The following is a 21,353-nucleotide window of genomic DNA, read 5'->3' as shown; positions in this document are numbered from 1 at the left end:
TTGACCCCGGGCCCGGGTGGTCTTGACCCCGAACCCCGGTGGTTCAGCGCGGCGAGACGGTCAGGCGCAGGAATCGGGGCCGGTAGATGCCGGTCCGGCGGATGACATCGGCCGGGGCGAGGCTGTTGACGTTGTAGGAGACCACGATGTCGCCGCGGCCGCGTTCGAGTTCCGGATGCTCGTGCGGGTTGTAGGCGATGACATTCGGGTTGCGGTACGTGCCCTTCGGCCCGGCCTCCGGCGCCGTGTACACCGTCCGGGGCCGGGTGAAGGGGCCGCCGGGGGAGCGGGACCAGGCGATCTGCGTCTCGGCGCTGAACGGCACATCCGCACGCTGGGTCACCAGCGCGTACCAGGATCCGTGCCGCACCACGCTGAGCTCGTCCGAGGTGAACAGCGCGCCTCCGGGACCGGACAGCCGGGCGGCGTCCGCCTCACGACCGGACCACAGGCCGCGCGCCGTCCGGTACTGCCAGGGACGTCGCAGATCGCGGCCGGTGACCCGGGCGAGCCGCAGACGGCTGCGGCCCTCGGGGGTGCGCTCGGTTCCGTAGATGTACGTGTACCTGCCTTGAGATTCCAGCCAGGCACCCCACGCGATGCGGGCGGAGGACGGCAGCGGGGTGACGGACGCCGGCCGGCTGTAGACGCCGGCGCGGAACCTGGCCAGCACGTTGCCTCGCCAGGCGATGTCCAGCGGACCGCTGCCTGTTCGCGTATAGCGGGCGTAGACGACGCTCACGCCGTGACCGTCGCGGATGCCCGCGCGTGCCCAGTACCAGGACGCACGGTCGGAGCCGGTCACCGGAGGCGCGGGCTGGCCGGTCCGGTCCCGGCCGGTCACCGTGCGCGGGCCGTGCGCGGTCCACAGCACGAAGCTGTTGTGCAGGAAGGGGGTCGTCCCGCCCTCGCCCACCGTGGGGGAGCGTGAGCCGTCGGGCCGTACCGTGCCGAGGAACGTGTCGGAGAACACCCACAGTTCACCGCCCGGGGCCGGCACGGAGTACGTGCTGTCCCCGCCGGTCCAGTGGCGCGGTGAACGGCCGTGGTCGGCGTACGTCCCGAAGGCCGCATCGAGGGTGCGGGCGGGGCGTACCTCCACGACGCGTGGGGGTCCGGCGGCCGGGGCGGACCCCGGGAGCGGGAAGGCGCAGAGCGCGGAGAGTACGGAGAGCAGAGCGGCCGCGGCGTATCTCTCTACGGCTTTTGGCAGGCGCATGGTCCTCCGGCCCGGGCCCTGTCTCTTCAGCCCCGGTAGGCGTCCTCCAGCCCCTGAATGTCGATCTTGCGCATGTTCATCATGGCCTGCATGACGCGGTTCGCCGCGGCCCGGTCCGGGTCGGCCAGCAGTTCGATGAGCCGGCGCGGGGTGATCTGCCAGGACAGGCCGAACTTGTCCTTGAGCCACCCGCAGGGGCCCTCCTCGCCGCCCTCGCCCAGCCGGGCCCAGAGCCGGTCGACCTCCTCCTGGTCCGCGCAGTCGACGCTGAACGAGACGGCCTCGGTGAAGGTGAACTGCGGTCCGCCGTTGAGCGCGACGAAGCGCCGGCCCGCGAGCTCGAACTCGACGGTCATGACGGACCCCGGCTCACCCGGGCCCGCCTCGCCGTAGTGCTGCACCGCGACGACGCGTGAGTCGTCGAAGACCGATACGTAGTGGGCGACGGCCTCCTCGGCCCGGCCGTCGTACCAGAGGAAGGGCTTGATCTTGTCAGTGATGCGCACAGGGACGAGTAGACCCGACTCCGGGCCGGAATGCCCGTCCATCGGGCGCGCATGGCGTGTTGTGCGGGGGACCGGCAAGGGGGGCCTCCGGTGCGGATCCAGCCACCGTTCCCGCAATCCCGGCCGCTGTCCTGACGTGGTGTTTTACAGTGGCCTCGATCAGTTCTGGTGATAGGACCTGTGAGGTATTCGCGAACATGGCGACTGAAACGTTTGAGTTTCAGGTGGAGGCCCGTCAGCTGCTGCAGCTGATGATCCACTCGGTCTACTCGAACAAGGACGTCTTCCTGCGGGAGCTCGTCTCCAACGCCTCCGACGCGCTGGACAAGCTGCGCTTGGAGAAGCTCTGGGACGACTCGCTCGACGCCGACGTGTCCGACCTGCACATCGAGATCGACATCGACAGCGACACCCGTACCCTCACCGTGCGGGACAACGGCATCGGGATGTCGTACGACGAGGTCGGGCGGCTCATCGGCACGATCGCCAACTCGGGCACCGCCACGTTCCTCCAGGAGCTGCAGGAGGCCAAGGACGCGGCCGGGGCGGAGGGCCTCATCGGCCAGTTCGGCGTCGGGTTCTACGCCGGCTTCATGGTGGCGGACGAGGTCACCCTGACGACCCGGCGCGCCGGCGAGAGCCGGGGCACCCGCTGGACGTCGCGCGGCGAGGGCACGTACACGCTGGAGACGGCCGACGACGCCCCGCAGGGCACCTCGGTCACCCTCCACCTCAAGCCGGCCGACCCGGAGAACCAGCTTCACGACTACACCTCCCCGTGGAAGATCAGGGAGATCGTCAAGCGGTACTCGGACTTCATCACCTGGCCCGTCCGGATGATGCCCGAGGGCTCTGCAAGCGCCGGCGAGAGCGACGGGACACCCGAACCCGAGACGCTCAACTCCATGAAGGCGCTGTGGGCCCGCCCGCGCGACGAGGTGTCCGACGACGAGTACCACGAGCTGTACAAGCACATCGGCCACGACTGGCGCGAGCCCCTGGAGACGATCCGGCTCCAGGCGGAGGGCACCTTCGAGTACCAGGCCCTGCTCTTCCTCCCCGCCCACGCACCCCACGACCTGTTCGCGCGGGACTCCAAGCGCGGCGTGCAGCTGTACGTCAGGCGCGTGTTCATCATGGACGACTGCGAGGCGCTGCTGCCGCCGTACCTCCGCTTCGTCAAGGGCGTCGTCGACGCCGCGGACCTCCCGCTCAACGTGTCCCGCGAGATCCTCCAGCAGGACCGCCACATCGAGATGATGCGGCGACGGCTGACGAAGAAGGTCCTGTCCACGGTCAAGGAAATGATGACCAAGGACCAGGACCGCTACGCCACGTTCTGGCGGGAGTTCGGTACGGCCCTGAAGGAGGGGCTGGTCACCGACCCGGAGAACCGCGACGCCATCCTCACCGTCGCGTCGTTCGCAAGCACCCACCACGACACCGAGCCGACCACGCTCAAGCAGTACGTGGAACGGATGGACGACGCGCAGGCCGACATCTACTACCTGACCGGCGAGTCCCGGCAGAGCATCGAGAACTCCCCGCACATGGAGGCGTTCCGGGACCGGGGCATCGAGGTGCTGCTGCTCACCGACCCCGTCGACGAGGTGTGGGCCGACGCCGTCGGCGAGTACGAGGGCAAGAAGCTCAAGTCCGTCGCCAAGGGCCGGATCGACCTCGACGCCAAGGACGAGGACGCCCCCGGCGGCGAGCGGGAGAAGCAGACCGAGGAGTACGCCGGGCTGCTCGGCTGGATGAAGGAGCAACTGGGCGAGGACATCAAGGAGGTGCGCCTGTCCTCCCGCCTCACGGTCTCCCCGGCCTGCGTCGTCTCCGACGCGCACGACCTGACCCCGGCTCTGGAGAACATGTACCGCGCGATGGGACAGGAAGTGCCCCGCGCCAAGCGGATCCTGGAGCTCAACCCCGGTCACCGGCTGGTGAAGGGCCTCAACCAGGCGTACAAGGAGCGCGAGGACCGCACGGGCCTCGCCGAGACCGCCGAGCTGCTGCACGGCCTGGCCGTGCTCGCCGAGGGCGGTCAGCCGAAGGAGCCGGCCCGTTTCGTCAAGCTGATGGCGGACCGTCTGGAGCGCAGCCTGTAGCCCGGCTCCGCCCGGCGCCTGCGGCCCGCCCCAAGGAATCGGGCAGGCCGCAGGCGGCCGGGCCTGACCGGCCGGCCGGGTCGGGGCGCCGGGCCGTCGCTCGCCGCGGTTGTCGTGGAGACGCTCTGTCGGCGATTGTCCGCATGTGGTCTCATGGCGTCGGCGACCGCTGCCGCATCCTGCCGGCGCCCTCGCGGAGGACGAACCGCTTGTTGTGGAGGCGCGCGTGCTGATCGACGGAACCGGGCCCGTCCGGCCGGAGTCCGGCCTTCTGGCCGAGGCGCGGAAGCTGCTGCCCGATGTCGTGGCATTGCGGCGCCGGATCCACCGCACCCCGGAAGTGGGCGCGCACCTGCCCCGTACCCAGCAGGCGATCCTGGAGGCCCTCGAAGGCCTGGGCCTGACGGTGACGCTCGGCAGGCAGCTGAGCTCGGTGGTGGCGGTGCTCGACAGCGGGCGGCCCGGGCGGACTCTGCTGCTGCGCGCGGACATGGACGCCCTGCCGCAGCAGGAGAACACCGGTCTCGACTTCGCCTCCCAGGTACCCGGCGTCATGCACGCGTGCGGGCACGACGCGCACACCGCCATGCTCGTCGGTGCCGCGCGGCTGCTCAGCGCCCGCAGGGACCGGCTGGCGGGGCGGGTGGTCTTCATGTTCCAGCCCGCGGAGGAGACCGGCGGCGGGGCCCTGCCCATGATCGAGGAGGGGTTGCTCACCCCGGCCGACGGCACGGCGGTCGATGCGGCGTTCGCCCTGCACGTCAACGCCCGCAACGAGACGTGCACCGTCCACGTCCGGCCGGGCACGCAGTACGCCGCCGCCGACGTAGTGCGGATCGTGGTCAGGGGCCGGAGCGGGCACGCGGCGGCCCCCCACCGGGTGCTCGATCCGGTCCCGGTCGCCTGCGAGATCGTCCAGGCCCTCCAGACCATGATCACCCGGACCGTCGGCATCGTCGAGCCCGCGGTCCTTACGATCACCACGATCCGGGCGGGCAGCGCGTTCAACATCATCCCGGAGACCGCGGAGCTGTCCGGGACGTACCGCACGCTCTCCGAGGCGAGCCGCCGCACGGTGCGCGAGGGCATCACGCGCGTGGCCGAGGGGGTGGCCGCCGCCCATGGCATGACCGCCGAAGTAGAACTCCCCGAGGGATACCCCACGGTGCAGAACGACCCCGTGTTCACCGCGCTGGTGCGCCGTGCGGCGGCTGCCGCGCTCGGCCCCTCCCACGTGCACGAGCTCCCCCACGCCACGATGGGCGGCGAGGACTTCTCGTACGTCCTGCAGCGTGTGCCCGGCGCGATGGTGTTCCTGGGAGCCTGCCCGCCCGGCGGCGTGCCGGGGGCGGTTCCGGACAACCACTCCGACCGCGTGATCCACGACGAGGGTGCGTTGGCCGCCGGCGTCGCCCTGCACTGCGCGGTCGCCGAGGACTTTCTGCGCGCCGGCGGAAACGAGGGCGAGGAGGAAAGCAGCGAACGCGGCGCGGCCATTGGCGTGGCATGCAGGGACGACAGAGACCGAAGGCCTGGATGACGCCGCTTACCTGCCCCGGAGGCGCGTGGTCACAGACCGGCCGGCACGGGCCCGTCGGGCCGCCAGACGGTGCCGCGGCGCTCGTGGGCGAACAACTCCTCGACGGCATGGGCGATCCGGGGGCCGACCTCGCGCTCCAGCAGGTACAGGCTCAGGTCGAGCCCGGAGGTGACGCTCGCACCGGTGACGAGGTCGCCGTCGTCCACGACACGCGCGTGGACCGCGTGGGCGCCGGTGGCGGCGAGCGTGTCCATGCCCGTGTGATGGGTGGTCGCATAGCGGCCCTCCAGCAGTCCGGCCATCGCCAGGAGGAGGGAGCCGCCGCAGACCGTGGCGACCGTCACGTCCGTACGGTCCATTGCCTCCTTCAGCAGCCCGGGGAGGGCGGTGGTGAGGGCGCGGTCCAGCAACACGGAGATGAATTCGTCCTGCGGCGCACCCGTTTGCGCGCCGTCGCCGGGGAGTTCGTCGCCGGGGATTTCACCGGATGCTTCGTCGGACTCCCCGGGCTCGCCGAGGCGGCCGGAGGCGCCGGGGACGAGGACCAGGTCCGCCCGCGCGAGGTCCAGCGCGGCCGTGGCCCGCAGAGGCATGCCCCCGGTGCCGCTCACCACCTCGCGCGGCCCTTCGGCGGACACCAGCTCCACGCTCACCGCTCCGCCTGACGCCGCGCCCCCGGCGTACAGGACTTCGTAGGGGGCGATGACGTCGAGCGGATCGCAGCCGTCGAACAAGACGATCTGTGCGTGCATGGAATGTCCTTCGGATGGGTTTCGGAAGCGGATCCGGAAGCGGATCCGGAAGCGGATCCGGAAGCGGATCCGGAAGCGGATCCGGAAGCGGATCCGGAAGCGGATCCGGATGGAGGTCCGGGTGGGTTTACAGCCGGTCTGTCCCGGCCCCGGCCCCGACGATATGCAAGCGCCGACACGCATCCCAGTGGCGTGAGTGCCACCTTTCCACGGAAAATTGCCAGCCGCTGTGGAGCACGCTGCTGCGCGCTGCAGAAGGCTGATGAACAGGCATAAGCAGGCCATGAGAAGGCCTCCGGGACCCGCCGCGCCCGCACGGTGGCCACGTATGTTCCTGCCATGCACACCGTCGCCGTACTCGCGCTGGACCAGGTCATCCCGTTCGACCTGTCCACCCCCATCGAGGTCTTCGCCCGCACTCGCCTGCCGGACGGACGCGCCGGCTACCAGGTCCGGGTCTGCGCCACGCGGCCGGAGACCGACGCCGGAGTCTTCGCGCTACGCGCCCCGTGGGACCTGGAAGGGCTCCGCGGGGCCGACACCGTCGTCGTGCCCGGCACCGCCGATCCCGCGGCGCCCCTCCCCGACGACGTCCGCGAGGCACTGCGCGCAGCGGCGCAGGCCGGCACCCGCATCGCCTCCATCTGCACGGGCACGTTCCCTCTCGCCGCAACCGGCCTGCTCAACGGCCTGCGTGTCACCACCCACTGGATCGCGGCCGACCTGCTGGCCGCCACCTACCCCGAGCTCAGGGTCGACCCGGACGTGCTGTACGTCGACAACGGGCAGTTCCTCACCTCGGCCGGGGCCGCAGCCGGGCTGGACCTGTGCCTGCATATGATCCGCCGCGACTACGGGTCGGCCGTCGCCGCCGACGCCGCGCGGCTGTCCGTGATGCCCCTGGAGCGCGAAGGCGGGCAGGCGCAGTTCATCGTCCACGACCACGCGCCCGCCCCTCGGGGCTCCACGCTGGAACCCCTGCTCATCTGGCTCCAGGACAACCTCGCCCGCCACCTTGCGCTCGACGACATCGCCACCCACGCCGGCTTGAGCACCAGGACACTGATCCGCCGGTTCCGCGAGCACACCGGCACCACCCCGCTCCAGTGGCTCCACCGCGCCCGCATCCGCCGGGCCCAGCACCTCCTGGAAACCACGCAGCACTCGGTCGAACGCATCGGCGCCCAGGTCGGCTTCGGATCCCCGACCGCCTTCCGCGACCGCTTCAAACGAACGACCGGCGTCAGCCCCCACACCTACCGGCGATCCTTCGGCCGACGCCCGCCTGAGGCCGGCTCTGCCCAGACCCCGCTACCGGCTCTGCTGCGTCCGGGGTCCGGAAGGGATCGTCGTCGGGCCGGCGGAGAAGATCAGCTGACGGCCTGATCAGGAGGCCCGCCGGGTGCCCAGGGGCCAGGCCGCCACGGTCTCGTACCGGGGACGTTCACCCCCGCCCCGGGCCCCGCTCCCGCCCCCGGCCAGATGGCTGCGCATCAGTTCCAGGTGCTCGACGCGCCACCGGCGGCCCCGGAACCCGGCCAGTTCCTCCGCGTACGGCCGGAGGCTCACGTGCCCGGCGACGCGGGCGAGAGTGAGGTGGGGGTGGAAAGGCCGGGCGCCGTCCATGCGCACCCCGGCCTGCCGAACCGCGCCGGCAGTGGAGCGGGCCAGTCCGGCCAGAGTCTCCAGCGATCCGGTCGCCCCGACCCACAGGATCCGGTCGCCGAACCGGCCGCCGCCGGCGAACCGCAGCTCGTGCGCCGGATGCCGGTGGGCGGCGCGGGCCAGGCCCTCGCCCAGCTCGGGCAGCAGGGCCTCGTCGACCTCACCGAGGAAGGCGAGGGTGAAGTGCCACGTGGCGGGATCGGTCCAGCGCAGCCGACCGCGGCGCTCGGGAAGGGCGGCGCGCAGCTGCGCCACTTCGGCCGCCAGCTCGTCGACGGCGGCCTGAGGAGGGATCACTGCGGCGAAGAGTCGCATGAAGTGAGTGTGACGCGACCGGATGGGCTTCCGGGCGTTCCCGGGACTCCGAACCGGACATCCGCCTCGGTCGGCAGACACCCTCTCCGGGGCCGGGACGCATCCGCTGCCACACCTTCACACGCCATCCGCGCTACGTGACCGAAACGCACCATGCTCACTCCTTCAAGTGAATCAAGTGCGGGAGTTCTTTGACGCGTAGGCCTTACGGTAACGGCTGTGATGCGACGTCTCTGTGTCACCGGCCCGTGAAAGGGAGTCTCCCGTGTCCGTGCCCACCGCGATGGACCACAAGGCCCGTACCTACAGCCTGGCGCACGCCTACTGGCTGGCCCAGGCGGCCGACCTCTCCTACAAGGACCGGGCGACCATCGAGAACCAGGCGCGGAACTGGGGATTCGACCGGGTGCGGCACCACGAGACGCGCTTCACGCCGCCCTTTCCGCTGGAGGACACCCAGGCCTTCACGATGGCCAGCGACGACATGATCATTACGGCCTTCCGGGGCACGGAACCCGCGCAGATCCGCGACTGGCTCTCCGACGCCACGACCCCGCCCTGGCCGGGCCCGGCGAAGACGGGCTACGTCCACTACGGCTTCGGCCAGGCTCTGGAATCCATCTTCCCGGGCGTGAAGGACACCCTCCGCGAGTACCGGACGAACGGTCAGACCGTGTGGTTCACCGGCCATAGCCTGGGCGGTGCACTCGCCATGCTCGCCGGCGCACGGCTGTACCTGGAGGACCCGAAGCTGTTGGCCGACGGTATCTACACCTACGGCCAGCCCCGTACGTGCGACCGGATGCTGGTAGCTGCGTGCAACAAGGGCTTCAAGCAGCGCCTCTTCCGGTTCGTGAACAACAACGACATCGTGCCGCAACTGCCACCCGAGCCCGCGTACACCCACGCCGAGACCCTGCGGTACATCGATTCCGTCGGCAAGGTCCACGAGACCATGTCGCTCTTCGGCGGCCTCGCCGACCGGGCGAAGGGCCTGACAGCGGATGCGTTCGCGCCCGCGAGCGACGGCGTGCGCGATCACTCGATCCGCAAGTACATCGCCGCATTGGAGAAGAACCTGACCTGACCGGTTCGTGGCGATGCCTTCGACGGGGTGACCAGTTCGCCGGACAGCGTCCGGAGGGATCCGGGATCCGGGCGAAACCCCGTACCAGGGCACGCGTTGTGACAGGCATGACCACACCGAGCAACAGGCACGGCGCGCGACGCTTCGGTGTCACCGCGCATGCTCTGACCGCTGCCCTGTCCGCCGCCGTTCTGTTCGCCGCCGTGCCGCCTGTGCACGCAGCCCCGTCCGGGCCCCCGCCGCCCGGGCCGGTGGCCGGGCAGAGCAGCGTGTCCGGGGCCGCGCGACAGGTGTATTACCCGAACGTGGACCGGATCGTGTGCGAGGTGAACAAGGAACGGGCCAACCGGCGGCTGACCCCCATGCTGATCTCGGACCCGGTCTCCGAGACGGCGCGCCGTCACGCCCGGGACATGGCCCGGACGGGTCGGCTCACCCAGGTCGGGAGCGACGGAAGGGACCTGCGTGCCCGGCTGAGTGACGCGAACGTGTACTCGTCCCACATCCTCGAGTACCTGTTCCACGGCTACGACCACGACGGCTACTTCGCGGACATGGCCACGGACCCGGACCCGCGCAACGACTTCTACAAGGCACTGATGAGCCCGGACACGGTGGCGATCGGCATGGGCTACGAGAACCGGTACTGGGACGTGGTCCTCGTCGGCAAGCACCGGAGGCTGGTCACCCGCCCGCCGTCGTGCGGGAGCGCATGACCACGGCGCCCGGATGTCACTCGCCGGCCCGGGCGGCGATCCCGTTCCCTCCTCGTCCCCTCCCATAGGGCCCGATGCACCGCCGTCGAAACCGCAGCTGTCCACCCCCTCCAGGGGTACGACGCGGCCCACTGGCTGAATCCCGAAATTCCGCCGGTGGGCCGCAGGGTCTGTGCCAGCCCGTCAGCGCCAGGCCGTGAGAACGGCCGGCGGAGATCGCCGTGGCCCGGCCTTCACGGCTCGCTCCTCAGGTCGTGTGCCACAGCTGGTTGTTGCCCTGGTTGCAGTCCCACATGAGGACGGAGGCCCCGATCCACCAGTTGCCGTTGGCGATGGTCAGGCATCGGTTGTAGACGGGATTGCGCAGGCGGGCGCCGTCCCAGACCCACTGCTGGGGGGCGCCGCCATAGCAGTCCCACATGTTCAGGGCGGCGCCGTTGTCCGCGTTTCCCGCGACCACGTCGAGGCACTTGCCGTTGAGGTCGCTGCGGATCGTCAGCCCGTCCCAGTACCACCGCTCGTTCGAGCCGCCGTGACAGTCCCACATGCCCACCAGCGCCCCGATCCCGGGGTTGCCCGCTCTGATCTCCAGGCATCTGTTGTTCATGTTCGAAGCGATCATGAAGCCGACCTTGACCTTCGCTTTGGCCGTCGTCTTGACGTTCGCCTTGGCGTTCGTCTCGGCCTGCGCGGTGGTCGGCGCCGTGGCCGATGTCGCGAAGAGGCCGGCCAGCCCCAGTCCTGCCGCCGCCAGCATCGTTCCCAGCCGTTGTGACGTCCTCACAGGTGCCTCCAGGCAGATGCGCGCGTGTTCGTCGCCGCAGACGCTATGAGGCAGGAGGCGCTGCCGGTGAGACCAGAACGCGCCGCCTCCCGCGGCATCCACCACGGCTGTCCACGACGCCGGTCGGGCCGGGCCCCCGCCCTCACCGCTGACCGTCCACCGAGGAGAACTCCGATGCGCCGACGCATCGCCCGGGGGTATCGTCCGCGAGCATGACACTTCCCCGCACCCGCCCTCCCCTCACCGCGGACGAGCGGACCCAGCTGCTCGGCTGGCTCGACATGCAGCGCGCGATCGTCCGGTGGAAGTGCGAGGGGCTCTCCGAGGCCGACGCCCACCTGTCCGTACTGCCGGCCTCGCCCTTGATGACGATGGCGGGAATCGTCTCGCACCTGCGCTGGGTCGAACACTTGTGGTTCGAAGTGCTCTTTCTCGGCCGCCCCGCCGAGGGGCCGCAGTTCGAGGGGCCGGACGACGCCGACATGATCGTGGACGGCATCCCGCTCGCGCAGCTCTTGAGCGAGTACGAGCAGCAGTGTGCGGTGTCGAACGAGATCGTGGCGGCCCATTCACTCGACGAGACCGGCCGGCACCCGGACTACCGCTCAGCCGGCGCGAGCCTGCGGTGGATGCTGATCCACATGGTCGAGGAGACCGCCCGGCACGCGGGCCACATGGACGCCGTCCGGGAACTGATCGACGGCCGCAAGGGCTACTACTGACCGGGGACGGGAGGCAGGAATGAGCATCATGGTGCGGCCCTTGGACCGTTTCGGCGAGGTGGCCGCCGTTTCGGCGAGGCGGCCGCATTCGGCCCCGCGAGCGGCGGGCTCGGCCCGCGCACACGGGCCGGCTTCCCGCCCTCGGTCGGGCGACATCGTACGAGGGCGTCAGAAGGCCGAGTGAGTGAACCAGTGGGCGAGCAGGTCCTGGTCGCCGAGCAGCTGGAAGGCGTCGCTGTTGCGGTCCAGGCGGCCGTAGAGGAGCAGGAGCAGGTCCGCGGCCGTTCCCCGGACCGTGGCGTCCGCCGTGTGGGGCGGGGCGCCGTCGGCCACGAGCCCGAAGCCGTCGGGGCGCAGGCGGATCAGCCAGTCGTCGTCGCCGTCCGTACAGCTGAAGCGAATGGTCCGGTCAGGGCCGCGCAGTTCGGCGGTCCCGGGCGCGAAGAAGGAAGCGAACGGCAGATTGGTGAGGAACTCGTCGATGCCGTCCGACGCCAGGGCACGGTCGATGTGCGGCGCGAGCCCGAGGGCGAGCTCGGCGTCGGCCCGGTGCACAAGCGTCTCGAAGAGCATGCGGCGGACCCAGAACCGGGCGTGCTGGTCGAGTCCCCAGGCCCACATCGGCGCGTCCGGATCCGTGGCGGCGAACACCCGGGCGGCCTCCGCGGCACCCGTGGTCAGCCAGTCCGGATAGGCGTCGGGCTGCTCCGGCAGGCGCAGGTCCACCTCGCGACTGGTCGGCGGCTGCTGGATGCGCCGGCTCAGCAGGACGCTGAACCAGCGGTGCACGCTGCCGGTGTGGCGTGTCAGGTCGGCCAGGGTCCAGCCGGGGCAGGACGGCACCGGGGTGGCGGGGTCTGCTCCCTTCACCGTGGCGACGAATCCGGCGGTCTCGGCCACGACCGCCGTGGCGTGCTGGGCTGGGTTCATGTCTGATGTCCTTCTGGTAGGGGCGCCCCGGATACCTCGTATACCCGGAGCGGTGGGAGCGGGGGAGTGGTCTCAGGCCAGTGGCTTGTCGAGTACGGCCTTGGTGTGACTGAAGGTGTCGATGGAGTACTCGCCGTGGTAGCGGCCCATACCGCTCTCGCCCACACCGCCGAACGGCAGGTCGGGTACGGCCAGGTGGGAAACGGGCAGGCCGAAGGCCAGGGCGCCGGAGGAGGTCTCGTCGGTCAGCCGCTGCTTGGTCCGCGGCGAGTCGGTGAAGGCGTACAAGGCGAGCGGCTTGTCGCGCCCGTTGACGAAGGCGATCGCCGCGTCCAGGTCGGGCACGCCGATCACCGGCAGGATCGGCCCGAAGATCTCTTCCCGCATCACCGGTGCCTCCGGTGAGACGTCCGCGAGCACGGTCGGGGCGAGGTAGCGGTTCGCCCGATCGTGCACTCCGCCGGTGACGATGCGGCCCTCGCCCAGAAGCCCGGTCAGCCGGTCGAAGTGCCGTTCATTGACGATCCGCCCGTACTCCTCGTCGGCCGACGGATCCTGGCCGTACTGCGCTCGGACGGCTGCGACCAGGTGGTCTTCGAGCGCGGTGGCGGTGTCGCCGATGGCGAGGACGTAGTCGGGCGCGACGCACGTCTGACCGGCGTTGAGGAACTTGCCGCGGACGATCCGCTGAGCAGTGGTCTCCAGGTCGACGCCGGGCTCGACCAGCACGGGGCTCTTGCCGCCCAGCTCCAGGGTCACGGGAGTCAGATTCCGGGCGGCCGCGGCCATCACGATGCGTCCGACCGTGCCGTTGCCGGTGTAGAAGATGTGGTCGAACCGCTCTTCCAGCAGCGCGGTGGTCTCCGCGACGGCGCCCTCCACGACCGCGACGGCCCGCGGGTCGAGATAGCGCGGCAGCAGCCGGGCCAGGGCTGCCGACGTCGCCGGTGCCAGCTCGCTGGGCTTGACCACGACCGCATTGCCCGCGGCCAGAGCACCCACCAGCGGGGCCAGTGCGAGTTGCAGCGGATAGTTCCACGGCGCGATGACGAGGACGACACCGAGCGGGTCGCGGACCACCCGCGCTTCGGCCGGCTGAAAGACCTCCGGTACGGCGGCCGGCCGGGGAGTCAGCCACTCCGCCAGGTGCGCGACGGTGTGGTCCAGCTCGTTGAGGGTGAAGCCGATCTCGGTGCGGTACGCCTCCTTCGGGCCTTTGCCCAGGTCGGTACGGAGGGCGGCCAGGAGTACGTCGGCCTGTTCCGTGAGCAGCGCGCGCAGTGCGTGCAGCTGGCCGAGCCGCCAGGCGAGCGGCTTGGTACGGCCGGTGGTGAACCCGGCCCGCAGCCGGGCGACCGTGGTGGCCGGATCCGCGGCGGGTCCGGCCTCTCCTCCTGTGTCCCGGCCGGCGTTCCCACCGGTGCTCCCTCCGGTGGCCAGCGTGGCGACCAGAGCGTGGGCGAGCTCTGCCGAGGAGGCCGGGTTCTGGCCCGTGTAGAGGTTGCGGTCGATGACGGTGTGCGGGGTGAAGGGCGCCGCGGCCGCGAAGTCGGCGCCGAGCTCGTCGAGGCGGTCCTCGAGCAGCCAGCAGGCCCGGTCGGCGAAGCCGGCGGCGGCCTCCTCGGCGTTGCTGAACGCGGTCATCCTGTACCCCTCGAACGGCCAGCTGCCGTCCTTGCGGCGAGCGGCGAGCAATGCGGCGGGCGCATGGCAGAGCACAGCGAGCGGCTTGCCCGAGTCGAGCGTGCGGGTGAGGATCCGGCCGGAGGCGGAGTCGAGGGCCAGGTCCTCCATCGGGCCGTGCCCGCCGGGGTAGAAGACCAGGTCGTAGTCGTCCGGGTCGACGTCTTCCAACGCCGCCGGGGTGCCGAGGTCGGCCTTCATGGTGTCGAGGTAGGCGGCGAGGCGGTCGGCCCGCTCCTGGCTGCCGTTGGCGTCGGCGCTCAGGCTGACGGGGTCGACCGGGGCGGCGACGCCGCCGGGCGTCGCGATGGTGATCCGGTAGCCCGCTTCACGGAAGATCCGGTGGGGTTCGGCGAGCTCTTCCGCCCAGAATCCGGTCGGGTGCAGGGTGCCGTCGGCCAGTGTCCAGTGACCGGCGCCGGTGACGACGAGGAGTGCGGAAGTCATGACGGGGACTCCAGAGGACAGAGAGCAGAATTTAATGGCGTAGATGATTCATGCACTTAAGTAATGCGATGAAGGTAAACCTCAATGGTTGACGTTGTCAACCGATCTGCCGTCCGGCTGAACGGGGACCGCGTAACGGAGGTCGCGTCCGGCACCGGCTCCCGCGACGGCCGGCTGTAGCGGAGGACAGTCCGGTGTCGTCGGCGACGGTGGGGGGCAGCGGAGCGATACGGGTCAGGCCCACCCGCAGATCGACCGCGACCAGGCGCGGGTCCCTGTTCCACGTGCTGGAGCTGCCCGCAGTGCAACTGCGTGCTCCGCAAGAAGGCCGTGACTATTGGAAGACCATCCCGGTTGGACACTGGGTGCCTTCGACCGGGCGCTCTTTACCCAAGGGAGGGAGAACCGTGGCGGTGCCGGTCGGCAACAGCTGTCGTGGCCGTGCGCACCGTGTTCGGGAACCCGGCGAACTCATCCACAGCGGCGGACTGTTGCAGGAACTCTACCAACTCCGCCAAGACCGATGACCGGAGGACCACACCTTGAACGACGTCTACATCAGGAACGCCACCAGCGGCTTGGTCGTCCGCGACGGCCATGTCCTGCTCGGGCGCGGGGACTGGCCGCAGCCCGGTACGTACTGGTTGCCCGGCGGTGGTCAGGAACCGGGGGAGACCCTGGCCGCGTGCGCCGAGCGAGAGGTGCTGGAGGAGACCGGCGTGCGTGTCACGGCCGGACCGATGCTGCTGCTGCGCGAGTACATTCCCGCCAACCACTCCGGGGACCGGGTGCCACCGGGCAGTAACAGCCACCGGGTTGATGCCCTGTTCTGGTGCCACATCGTCGAGGAGCCGGACGTGCTCGGCGGGACGGTGCCCGATGACGGGCAGACCGGTGTCGAATGGGTTCCCCTGGACAAGGTGGGCGCGCTGCGCTTCATCCCGGCGTACGTGAGGGACCGCCTTGTGCATCTGGTCGCTCTGGGCGAGGCCGGTGGTCCGGGTGGCTACTACGCGGGAGACGTCCCATGACCCCTGCCGCGCCGGGGTGGGAGAGGCACTCCCGCAGCACCGTGTACGCGTAGTCGCGACCCCTCGAGACGTACTGATCCACTCCACCATCCCGGAGGCGTGATGAAGTGGTTCCGCAGACCGGTCACCCGCCACCCTGTGTCGAAGAGCGAGGAACTGCTGTTCAGCGGCACCCTGCGCCACGACAAAGCCTGGGCCCAGTATCAGGACCCGCTGCTGCGCATGAGCTTTTGGACCATGGCGAAGCAGTTCCCCGCCATGCTCGCCATGATCACTCGTATCGCCTGGCGCGAAGACCCCTGCGCCCTCGCGGTCCTCCTCGGCGCGCAACTCGTCTCCGGAGTCATGACCGCGTTCCTGCTCGTCTCCATCAACGGCGTGCTGGTCGCCTTGTTCTCCAGCGGCCCGACCGCGGACAAGCTGTGGGAAGCGCTGCCCGCGCTCCTGACCGGCGGCGCGGCGTCCAGCGGTGCGGTGCTCCTGGGCTGCCTGATCGTGAAGGTCGAGGCGCGCCTGTATCCGAAGATCGAGCTGGCCTGCAGGAACACGTACTACGAGATGATGACGCGGGTCGAGATGTCCGCCATGGAGGACAAGGACATCCACCGCAGACTTTCCATGGGCTACCTCGGTACCGACAGCGTCCGCCGGATGCTCGACAGTTCCGTGTGGGTCGTCAGCGGCATGATGAGCCTGACGGCCGCCGCCGTCGTCCTCGCCTCGTTGCACCCGCTCCTCGTCGGCGCGCTCGCGCTGATCGCGGCTCCTCGCTGGTGGGGCGCGGTCGTCGTGATGCGGCGGGCGTACGCCTCGCGGCACGCATGGATCGATCACACCCGGGCCGTCGACGTCCTGACCTACCCGATCACCCGGGCCGACGCGACGCCGGAACTGCGCGTGCACGGCGCCGGGCGCGTCCTGGTCAACGCCTCCCAGGACATGGGCGCAACGGCGGCGAAGGAGAAGGAGCGCCTGGGCAGCGCCGAGGCCGTCACCGAGATCATCGCGGCGACCATGTCCGGCACCGCCCGTGTGCTCGCCTACGCGCTGCTGTGGTGGTTGCTCGTGGCCGGGGGCATGCCACTGGCCGCCGCCGGTACGGCCGTCTTCGCCATCCGCAACGCCACCGGCTACCTCAATACGGTCGTCAACCAGATGAACCACATGTTCGAGGAGTCGCTGTACCTGACCGACATGAACGAGTCGATCAAGCTCGGCAGACAGCACGCGATCCCCGCCGGAGGCACCCCGGTGACAGGGACAGGGGTCGAGGTGCTCCTGGAGGACGTCACCTTCCGGTACCCGGGCGCGGACAAGAACGCCCTTGAAGAGGTGTCCCTGACGGTCGCGCCGGGCAAGGTGGTGGCCCTGGTGGGGGAGAACGGCTCCGGCAAGACCACGCTGGCCGCGCTCGTGGCCGGCCTGTACCTGCCGACCGGCGGTACGGTCTCGTACAACGGGGTGGAGATCCGCGAGGCGGACCGGGAGACGGTCTTCGACAGGGTCGCGCTGCTGTCCCAGAACGTCCAGGCATGGCCGATGACGGTGAAAGCCAACGTTCACATCGGCGACGGTGCCAAGCCGCTCGTCCACGAGAACGTCGAGTCGGCGGCCGAGCGCGCCGATGTCCGCACCGTCGTCGAGGAGTTGCCCCACGGGTGGGATTCCATCGCGCTGAAGGGGTTCGAGCGCGGGGTCAAGCTCTCGGGCGGGCAATGGCAGCGGGTCGGGGTCGCACGGGCCGTCTACCGGGGGCGGGAGCTGAACATCGTGGACGAGCCGACGGCCGCCCTCGACCCGCGCGCCGAGATCGACATGTTCGCGTCGCTGCACGAACTCACGGCCGACGGCGTCACCTCCGTCCTGCTCATCACCCACCGGCTCGCCGCCACCGCCACCGCAGACGTGATCTACGTCCTCAACGGCGGACGGCTCGTCGAGGCCGGCACCCACCAGGAACTCATGGCCCTCGAAGACGGCCACTACCGGGGACTCTACGAACTCCAGGCGTCCCAGTACGCGACAACCACCGAAACGAAGGTGCCCACGCAGCGGGAGGTGCCCACGCAGCGAACGTAGACAGGGCGCGCCCGGCGCCTGCCGATGGCTGGGCGTGGTGCTGCGGCGGCGGGACGCGTGAGTCGTGGGGGCGCGCGCGGGGAGCGGGCCCGCCCGCGCCGGTTCGCGGCACTGCCCGGTGGGCAGCCACCTGGGGCGGGGTGGTGCGCGGCGCTGCAGGTGCCGGTCGCGGGAGACGGAGGGACACATGGGCGCAGAGGTGTGCGACGGTTCCGGACTGCGGGTCCTCGCTCTCGAACCGGGGCGCTGGGATTCCTTCTGCGAGACCCTGACGTGGCACACCGGCGCGCCCGCCAAACCGCGCGCGGCATGGGCGCCGATGCGGGAAGTGGTGGATTACGACCGGTCGATGCTCGCGTACGACGGCGAAGAGGTCGTGGGGACCATGGCGGCGTTCCCTCTCCGGGTGACGACGCCGGGCGGGGCGTCGGTCGCCGCGACCGGACTGACGATGGCCACCGTGCGGCCGACGCACCGGCGGCGCGGGCTGCTGAAGACGATGCTGCGGAGGCAGGCGGACGAGGCGTACGCGCAGGGCGAGCCTCTCGTCCTGCACACGGTGACCGACCCGGGTGTCTACCGGACGATCGGTACCGGGTGCGCCACCCGGCAGATGTCGGTGGTCATCGACACCGCCCGGCCGGGCCTCTCCGTTCCCGAGTCCGCCGACGCGGTGGTGCTGCGCCTCGTCGACCCGGAGTCCGCGCTGGAGCGATGCGAGGCGGTGTACGCACGGAAAGTGCCCGGGAGGCCGGGGATGCTGTCACGGCAGCCAGGGTGGGGACGGCTCCTCATCGGGTCGCCCGGGGCCGGTGCGCCCGTGCTGTACTGCGTGACGTCCGAACAGGAGGGGGAGTTCACCGGCTACGCGAGGTACTCGGTCGACGCCGACGTCGTGGAGGTCCTGGACGTCGAGGCGCTCGACTCCGCCTCGTACGCGGCCCTGTGGCGGTTCCTGGCCGAACTTCACCTGACGTCACGGGTTTCGGCGTGCAATCGACCGCTGGACGATCCCCTGCTGCACCTGGCGCCGGACACGCGGCAGTGCAAGGCGACCGTGAGCGACTCGCTCTATGTGCGCCTGATCGACGTGGGCAAGGCCCTGCAGGCACGGACGTACACCCATCCGCTGGATGTCGTCCTGGACGTCGTGGACGCGTTCTGTCCGTGGAACGCCGGGCGCTGGCGCCTGAGCGGTGACGCCAAGGGCGCGTCCTGCACCCGGACCTCGGATCCCGCCGAACTGAGCCTCTCCTCCGCCGAGTTGGCCGGTGCCTATCTCGGCGGTGTCGGCCTGCGGGCGCTCGCCGGCGCGGGAAAGGTGCGCGAGCTGCGCAGGGGGGCGTTGGCCGAGGCGTCGGCGGCCTTCCGCGGCGACCTCGCCCCGTGGCTGCCCTTCGGCTTCTGACCGCGCGCCTCGGAGCGGGCGGTCCGGCGCCCGCCCCCCGGCGGGTCCGGTCGTCCTCAGTTGCGCTAGTCGCGTTAGCCGCGTTCGAGGACCAGCCCCGCCGAGCGGAGCGCCGACAGCAGCTCGTCGGCGTCGGCTCGCGCCGTGCCCACGTCGACGGCGTGCTCCTGGACCAGGGCCGCCGCGGCCGCGTCGAGGTCACCGGAGTCCAGCAGCACTTGCAGCACGGTCACCCCTGTGGGATTGAGGTTCCAGTAGGCGCCCTTGGCCTCGTCCAGCAGCACCATTCCGTATTCGGTCCTTGTCCAGGTGATGTGGCCGGCAAGTGTGAAGGGCATGGTCCACTTCCTCCTGCGTCCGTCGTGCGAATGGGGGGCTACGCCGGCCGGGCGAGCGAGCGCAGCCACGCCTCGCAGCCGAGCGTCGTGCTGTAGAGCATGTGATTGACGTGCGGCGGCACGGGGCGCAGCAGCGCGTCCCGCAGCGCCCCGGCGTCGATCAGCCCCCGGTCGGCGAGGAGTGATCCGTCGGCCAGGGCCAGGAGTTCGTGCCGGTGTACGGCCATCCCCTGCGGCACCGGGAGACCGGTGGACTGGGTGCGCCCGAGGAGCGCGGAGGCGGGCACGACGCCACGCATGGCTTCCGCGATGAGCGCCTTGTGCCGGCCGGTCGCGCCCCGCTCACCCACGTCGACCGCGAGGGCGGACGCGAGGACGGAGTCGTCGAGGTAGGGGGCGGCCAGCCGGGTGCCGCCTCCGCGCGCAAGCTGCTGGTACTGGCGGGTGACGGTCGCGGCCTGATGGACGGCGTCCAGGGTCACGTGAACCCATCGCGTCCGGCCCAGCGGCCGGGCCGCGCGGGACGCGGTGCGCAGCGCGTCCGCGATGGCGGTCGCGGCGTCACGGGTCAGCCAGGGCGGGAGGTGGACCGGCCCTCCCCAGCCGAGGACGGTGTCGGCGAGCCGACCGATGTCGTTCGCGTGCGAGGCAAGCCATTGGGGGTAGGAGCGGCGGTCGAGCAGTGCGCGTAACGCCTTCGTGCGGGAGGTGCCCGACCGGGCGGCGATCAGATGGGCCAGGCGCAGGGAGGTGTGTGGCTTCTCGCCGGCCAGCGCGTGCGCCCACTGGGGCGCGAGGCCGAGGACCTCGTCTCCGCCGAGACCGGTCAGGTGCACCTCCGCACCGCGCCGCAGCCCGAGGTCGAACAGCCGTAGGAACCGCGCCCTTTCCCAGATGCGGAAGGCGGGTTCGTCCAGCGGCCCGGCCGTGGCGAGGACCGCCTCGTACGGCAGCGGGGCCTCGTCGGAGGGGAGCAGGACGTGGTCGACGTCGCGACCGGCCCGGCGCAGGGCGTCGACCGTGCGGACGGCGCACGGTGCGTCGTCGTCCATGACGTCGGGGCCGGCCAGGGTCAGCGCCGACACGCGGGCGCCGTGGCGCGCCGCCAGTGCGCACAGAGAGGAAGAGTCGACACCGCTGAGGTCCGCGGCGACGGCCGGGCGGCGGCCGGCCAGGCGGGTCCGCACGGACTCGGACAGCGCCCCGGCGAACCGCCTGCCGCCCGCCGGGAGCGACAGGTCCTGCTCGGGGGGCCGCCACCAGCGGCTGACGCGGTGCCGCCCTGTGCCGTCCAGGAAGAGGGCGTGGCCGGGTTCGACCGAGCGGACCCCGTGCCACATCGGCTGCCAGGACAGCGGCCACGGCAGGGCCCCGAGGGGCAGTTGCCAGATGAGACGTTCGTTGTCGGCCCGTTCCCCCGTCAGCGCGGCGAGCACGATCGCCCGGTCGCCCGCCACGGTCGTACCGTCGAGGCAGGCGTGGAACACGCGCCTCAGGCCGGAGGCGGTGCCCTGGACCCGCACGTCGCCGTCGATCGAAGCGATGAGGTGGAAGCTTCCCGGCACGGTGCCGGGCAACCGGTCCAGATCGCCGGTGGACGACGCGCCGCGCGCGAGCCGCCCGAGCCGCCGGCCGTCGACCGCGTGCTCCCCGATCAGAGCCAGCCGCCCCGTGCGCCCGACGTCGGCGGCGACGCATTCGCCGTCGGCCCACCGTCCCAATAGCCAGGGCCGACCGGAACGGTGGGGAATTTGCCGGAGGCCCGGCAAGTCACGCAGAAGTGCGCCGGTGCCATGGATTGCGCTTTCGTCGTCCGGCAGGGCCAGGAACCACGAGGCGTTCTCACCGAGATCCGGAAATGCAACGCCCCCGGCCCCACTCGCAGATGACCGTCGTGTCATACCACTCCCCAGGGTAACTCCCGTACATTGTCTACCCTTTCGAGCCCCGGCCAACCTTCGGGCATCAGTACGACTGCGGGAGAATCCGTTTAACGATGTTGCGAATTGGCGAGCCATGCAAG

General features: G+C 70.8%; 18 protein-coding genes and 1 pseudogene. 9 read left to right on the top strand and 10 right to left on the bottom strand.

From position 1 onward, the window contains the following. Positions 1 to 43 precede the first annotated feature (43 nt). Positions 44 to 1,102, bottom strand: a complete 1,059-nt coding sequence (locus IE241_RS26755; protein ID WP_190024407.1) for a DUF5005 domain-containing protein — start codon at positions 1,100 to 1,102, stop codon at positions 44 to 46. A gap of 143 nt (positions 1,103 to 1,245) precedes the next feature. Then, entirely contained in the window at positions 1,246 to 1,767 is a 522-nt protein-coding gene (locus IE241_RS26750; RefSeq protein WP_190024406.1) for a VOC family protein, read from the bottom strand. A 155-nt stretch (positions 1,768 to 1,922) separates the two neighbouring features. Between IE241_RS26750 and htpG the strand changes: the two genes are divergently transcribed. Both htpG and IE241_RS26740 read left to right on the top strand, forming a co-directional pair. Then, positions 1,923 to 3,833, top strand: coding sequence for a molecular chaperone HtpG (gene htpG, locus IE241_RS26745; RefSeq protein ID WP_190024405.1), 1,911 nt, complete (start codon positions 1,923 to 1,925; stop codon positions 3,831 to 3,833). Positions 3,834 to 4,059: 226 nt separating this feature from the next. Then, positions 4,060 to 5,373 (top strand): M20 metallopeptidase family protein, encoded by a 1,314-nt coding sequence (locus tag IE241_RS26740; RefSeq protein ID WP_190024404.1) that lies wholly within the window; start codon positions 4,060 to 4,062, stop codon positions 5,371 to 5,373. A gap of 29 nt (positions 5,374 to 5,402) precedes the next feature. Here IE241_RS26740 and IE241_RS26735 read toward each other — a convergent pair whose 3' ends face one another. Next, positions 5,403 to 6,125: a DJ-1/PfpI family protein gene (locus IE241_RS26735; protein ID WP_190024403.1), complete on the bottom strand. Its 723-nt coding sequence runs from the start codon at positions 6,123 to 6,125 to the stop codon at positions 5,403 to 5,405. A gap of 339 nt (positions 6,126 to 6,464) precedes the next feature. On the opposite strand from IE241_RS26735, the gene IE241_RS26730 reads away from it, so the two are divergent. Further along, positions 6,465 to 7,511, top strand: a complete 1,047-nt coding sequence (locus tag IE241_RS26730; RefSeq protein WP_190024402.1) for a GlxA family transcriptional regulator — start codon at positions 6,465 to 6,467, stop codon at positions 7,509 to 7,511. On the opposite strand, the gene thpR is transcribed toward IE241_RS26730, so the two are convergent. Next, positions 7,512 to 8,105 (bottom strand): RNA 2',3'-cyclic phosphodiesterase, encoded by a 594-nt coding sequence (gene thpR / locus IE241_RS26725; protein WP_190024401.1) that lies wholly within the window; start codon positions 8,103 to 8,105, stop codon positions 7,512 to 7,514. A gap of 265 nt (positions 8,106 to 8,370) precedes the next feature. On the opposite strand from thpR, the gene IE241_RS26720 reads away from it, so the two are divergent. Together IE241_RS26720 and IE241_RS26715 are read left to right on the top strand one after the other, a co-directional pair. Then, entirely contained in the window at positions 8,371 to 9,192 is an 822-nt protein-coding gene (locus IE241_RS26720; protein WP_229899851.1) for a lipase family protein, read from the top strand. A gap of 107 nt (positions 9,193 to 9,299) precedes the next feature. Beyond that, positions 9,300 to 9,908: a CAP domain-containing protein gene (locus IE241_RS26715; RefSeq protein ID WP_190024400.1), complete on the top strand. Its 609-nt coding sequence runs from the start codon at positions 9,300 to 9,302 to the stop codon at positions 9,906 to 9,908. A gap of 247 nt (positions 9,909 to 10,155) precedes the next feature. Here the strand turns inward: IE241_RS26715 and IE241_RS26710 are convergent, their stop codons facing one another. Continuing rightward, the gene (locus IE241_RS26710) at positions 10,156 to 10,692 is read right to left on the bottom strand and encodes an RICIN domain-containing protein (RefSeq protein WP_190024399.1); all 537 of its coding nucleotides are present in this window, start codon (positions 10,690 to 10,692) and stop codon (positions 10,156 to 10,158) included. A 212-nt stretch (positions 10,693 to 10,904) separates the two neighbouring features. Here IE241_RS26710 and IE241_RS26705 point away from each other — a divergent pair, with 212 nt between their 5' ends. Beyond that, positions 10,905 to 11,414: a DinB family protein gene (locus IE241_RS26705; protein ID WP_190024398.1), complete on the top strand. Its 510-nt coding sequence runs from the start codon at positions 10,905 to 10,907 to the stop codon at positions 11,412 to 11,414. Positions 11,415 to 11,582: 168 nt separating this feature from the next. Here the strand turns inward: IE241_RS26705 and IE241_RS26700 are convergent, their stop codons facing one another. The 3 genes and pseudogenes from IE241_RS26700 to IE241_RS34340 form a co-directional block, all read right to left on the bottom strand. Further along, positions 11,583 to 12,344, bottom strand: a complete 762-nt coding sequence (locus IE241_RS26700; RefSeq protein WP_190024397.1) for a maleylpyruvate isomerase family mycothiol-dependent enzyme — start codon at positions 12,342 to 12,344, stop codon at positions 11,583 to 11,585. A 72-nt stretch (positions 12,345 to 12,416) separates the two neighbouring features. After that, positions 12,417 to 13,784 (bottom strand): aldehyde dehydrogenase family protein, encoded by a 1,368-nt coding sequence (locus tag IE241_RS26695; protein ID WP_268254433.1) that lies wholly within the window; start codon positions 13,782 to 13,784, stop codon positions 12,417 to 12,419. Then, positions 13,782 to 14,474, bottom strand: a pseudogene (locus IE241_RS34340) (type 1 glutamine amidotransferase domain-containing protein); the annotation flags it as partial. The gene IE241_RS26695 and the pseudogene IE241_RS34340, both read right to left, overlap by 3 nt. Positions 14,475 to 15,016: 542 nt before the next feature. Here IE241_RS34340 and IE241_RS26690 point away from each other — a divergent pair. From IE241_RS26690 to IE241_RS26680, 3 genes are all read left to right on the top strand, one after another. Continuing rightward, positions 15,017 to 15,505, top strand: coding sequence for an NUDIX domain-containing protein (locus IE241_RS26690; protein WP_190024396.1), 489 nt, complete (start codon positions 15,017 to 15,019; stop codon positions 15,503 to 15,505). Between the two features lie 102 nt (positions 15,506 to 15,607). Continuing rightward, positions 15,608 to 17,584 (top strand): ABC transporter ATP-binding protein, encoded by a 1,977-nt coding sequence (locus tag IE241_RS26685; RefSeq protein ID WP_190024395.1) that lies wholly within the window; start codon positions 15,608 to 15,610, stop codon positions 17,582 to 17,584. A 187-nt stretch (positions 17,585 to 17,771) separates the two neighbouring features. Further along, the gene (locus IE241_RS26680) at positions 17,772 to 18,992 is read left to right on the top strand and encodes a GNAT family N-acetyltransferase (RefSeq protein ID WP_190024394.1); all 1,221 of its coding nucleotides are present in this window, start codon (positions 17,772 to 17,774) and stop codon (positions 18,990 to 18,992) included. Between the two features lie 74 nt (positions 18,993 to 19,066). On the opposite strand, the gene IE241_RS26675 is transcribed toward IE241_RS26680, so the two are convergent. Together IE241_RS26675 and IE241_RS26670 are read right to left on the bottom strand one after the other, a co-directional pair. After that, a complete protein-coding gene (locus tag IE241_RS26675; RefSeq protein WP_190024393.1) occupies positions 19,067 to 19,330 on the bottom strand; it encodes a lasso peptide biosynthesis PqqD family chaperone in 264 nt (87 codons plus the stop codon). 38 nt (positions 19,331 to 19,368) lie between these two features. Continuing rightward, entirely contained in the window at positions 19,369 to 21,051 is a 1,683-nt protein-coding gene (locus IE241_RS26670; protein ID WP_190024392.1) for an asparagine synthase-related protein, read from the bottom strand. Positions 21,052 to 21,353 lie beyond the last annotated feature (302 nt).

The sequence above is a fragment of the Streptomyces hiroshimensis genome, assembly GCF_014650335.1.
Lineage (GTDB): Bacteria > Actinomycetota > Actinomycetes > Streptomycetales > Streptomycetaceae > Streptomyces > Streptomyces hiroshimensis.
The sequence above is the reverse complement of the archived record's forward strand: the minus strand, read 5'-3'. Positions and strand labels throughout refer to the sequence as shown.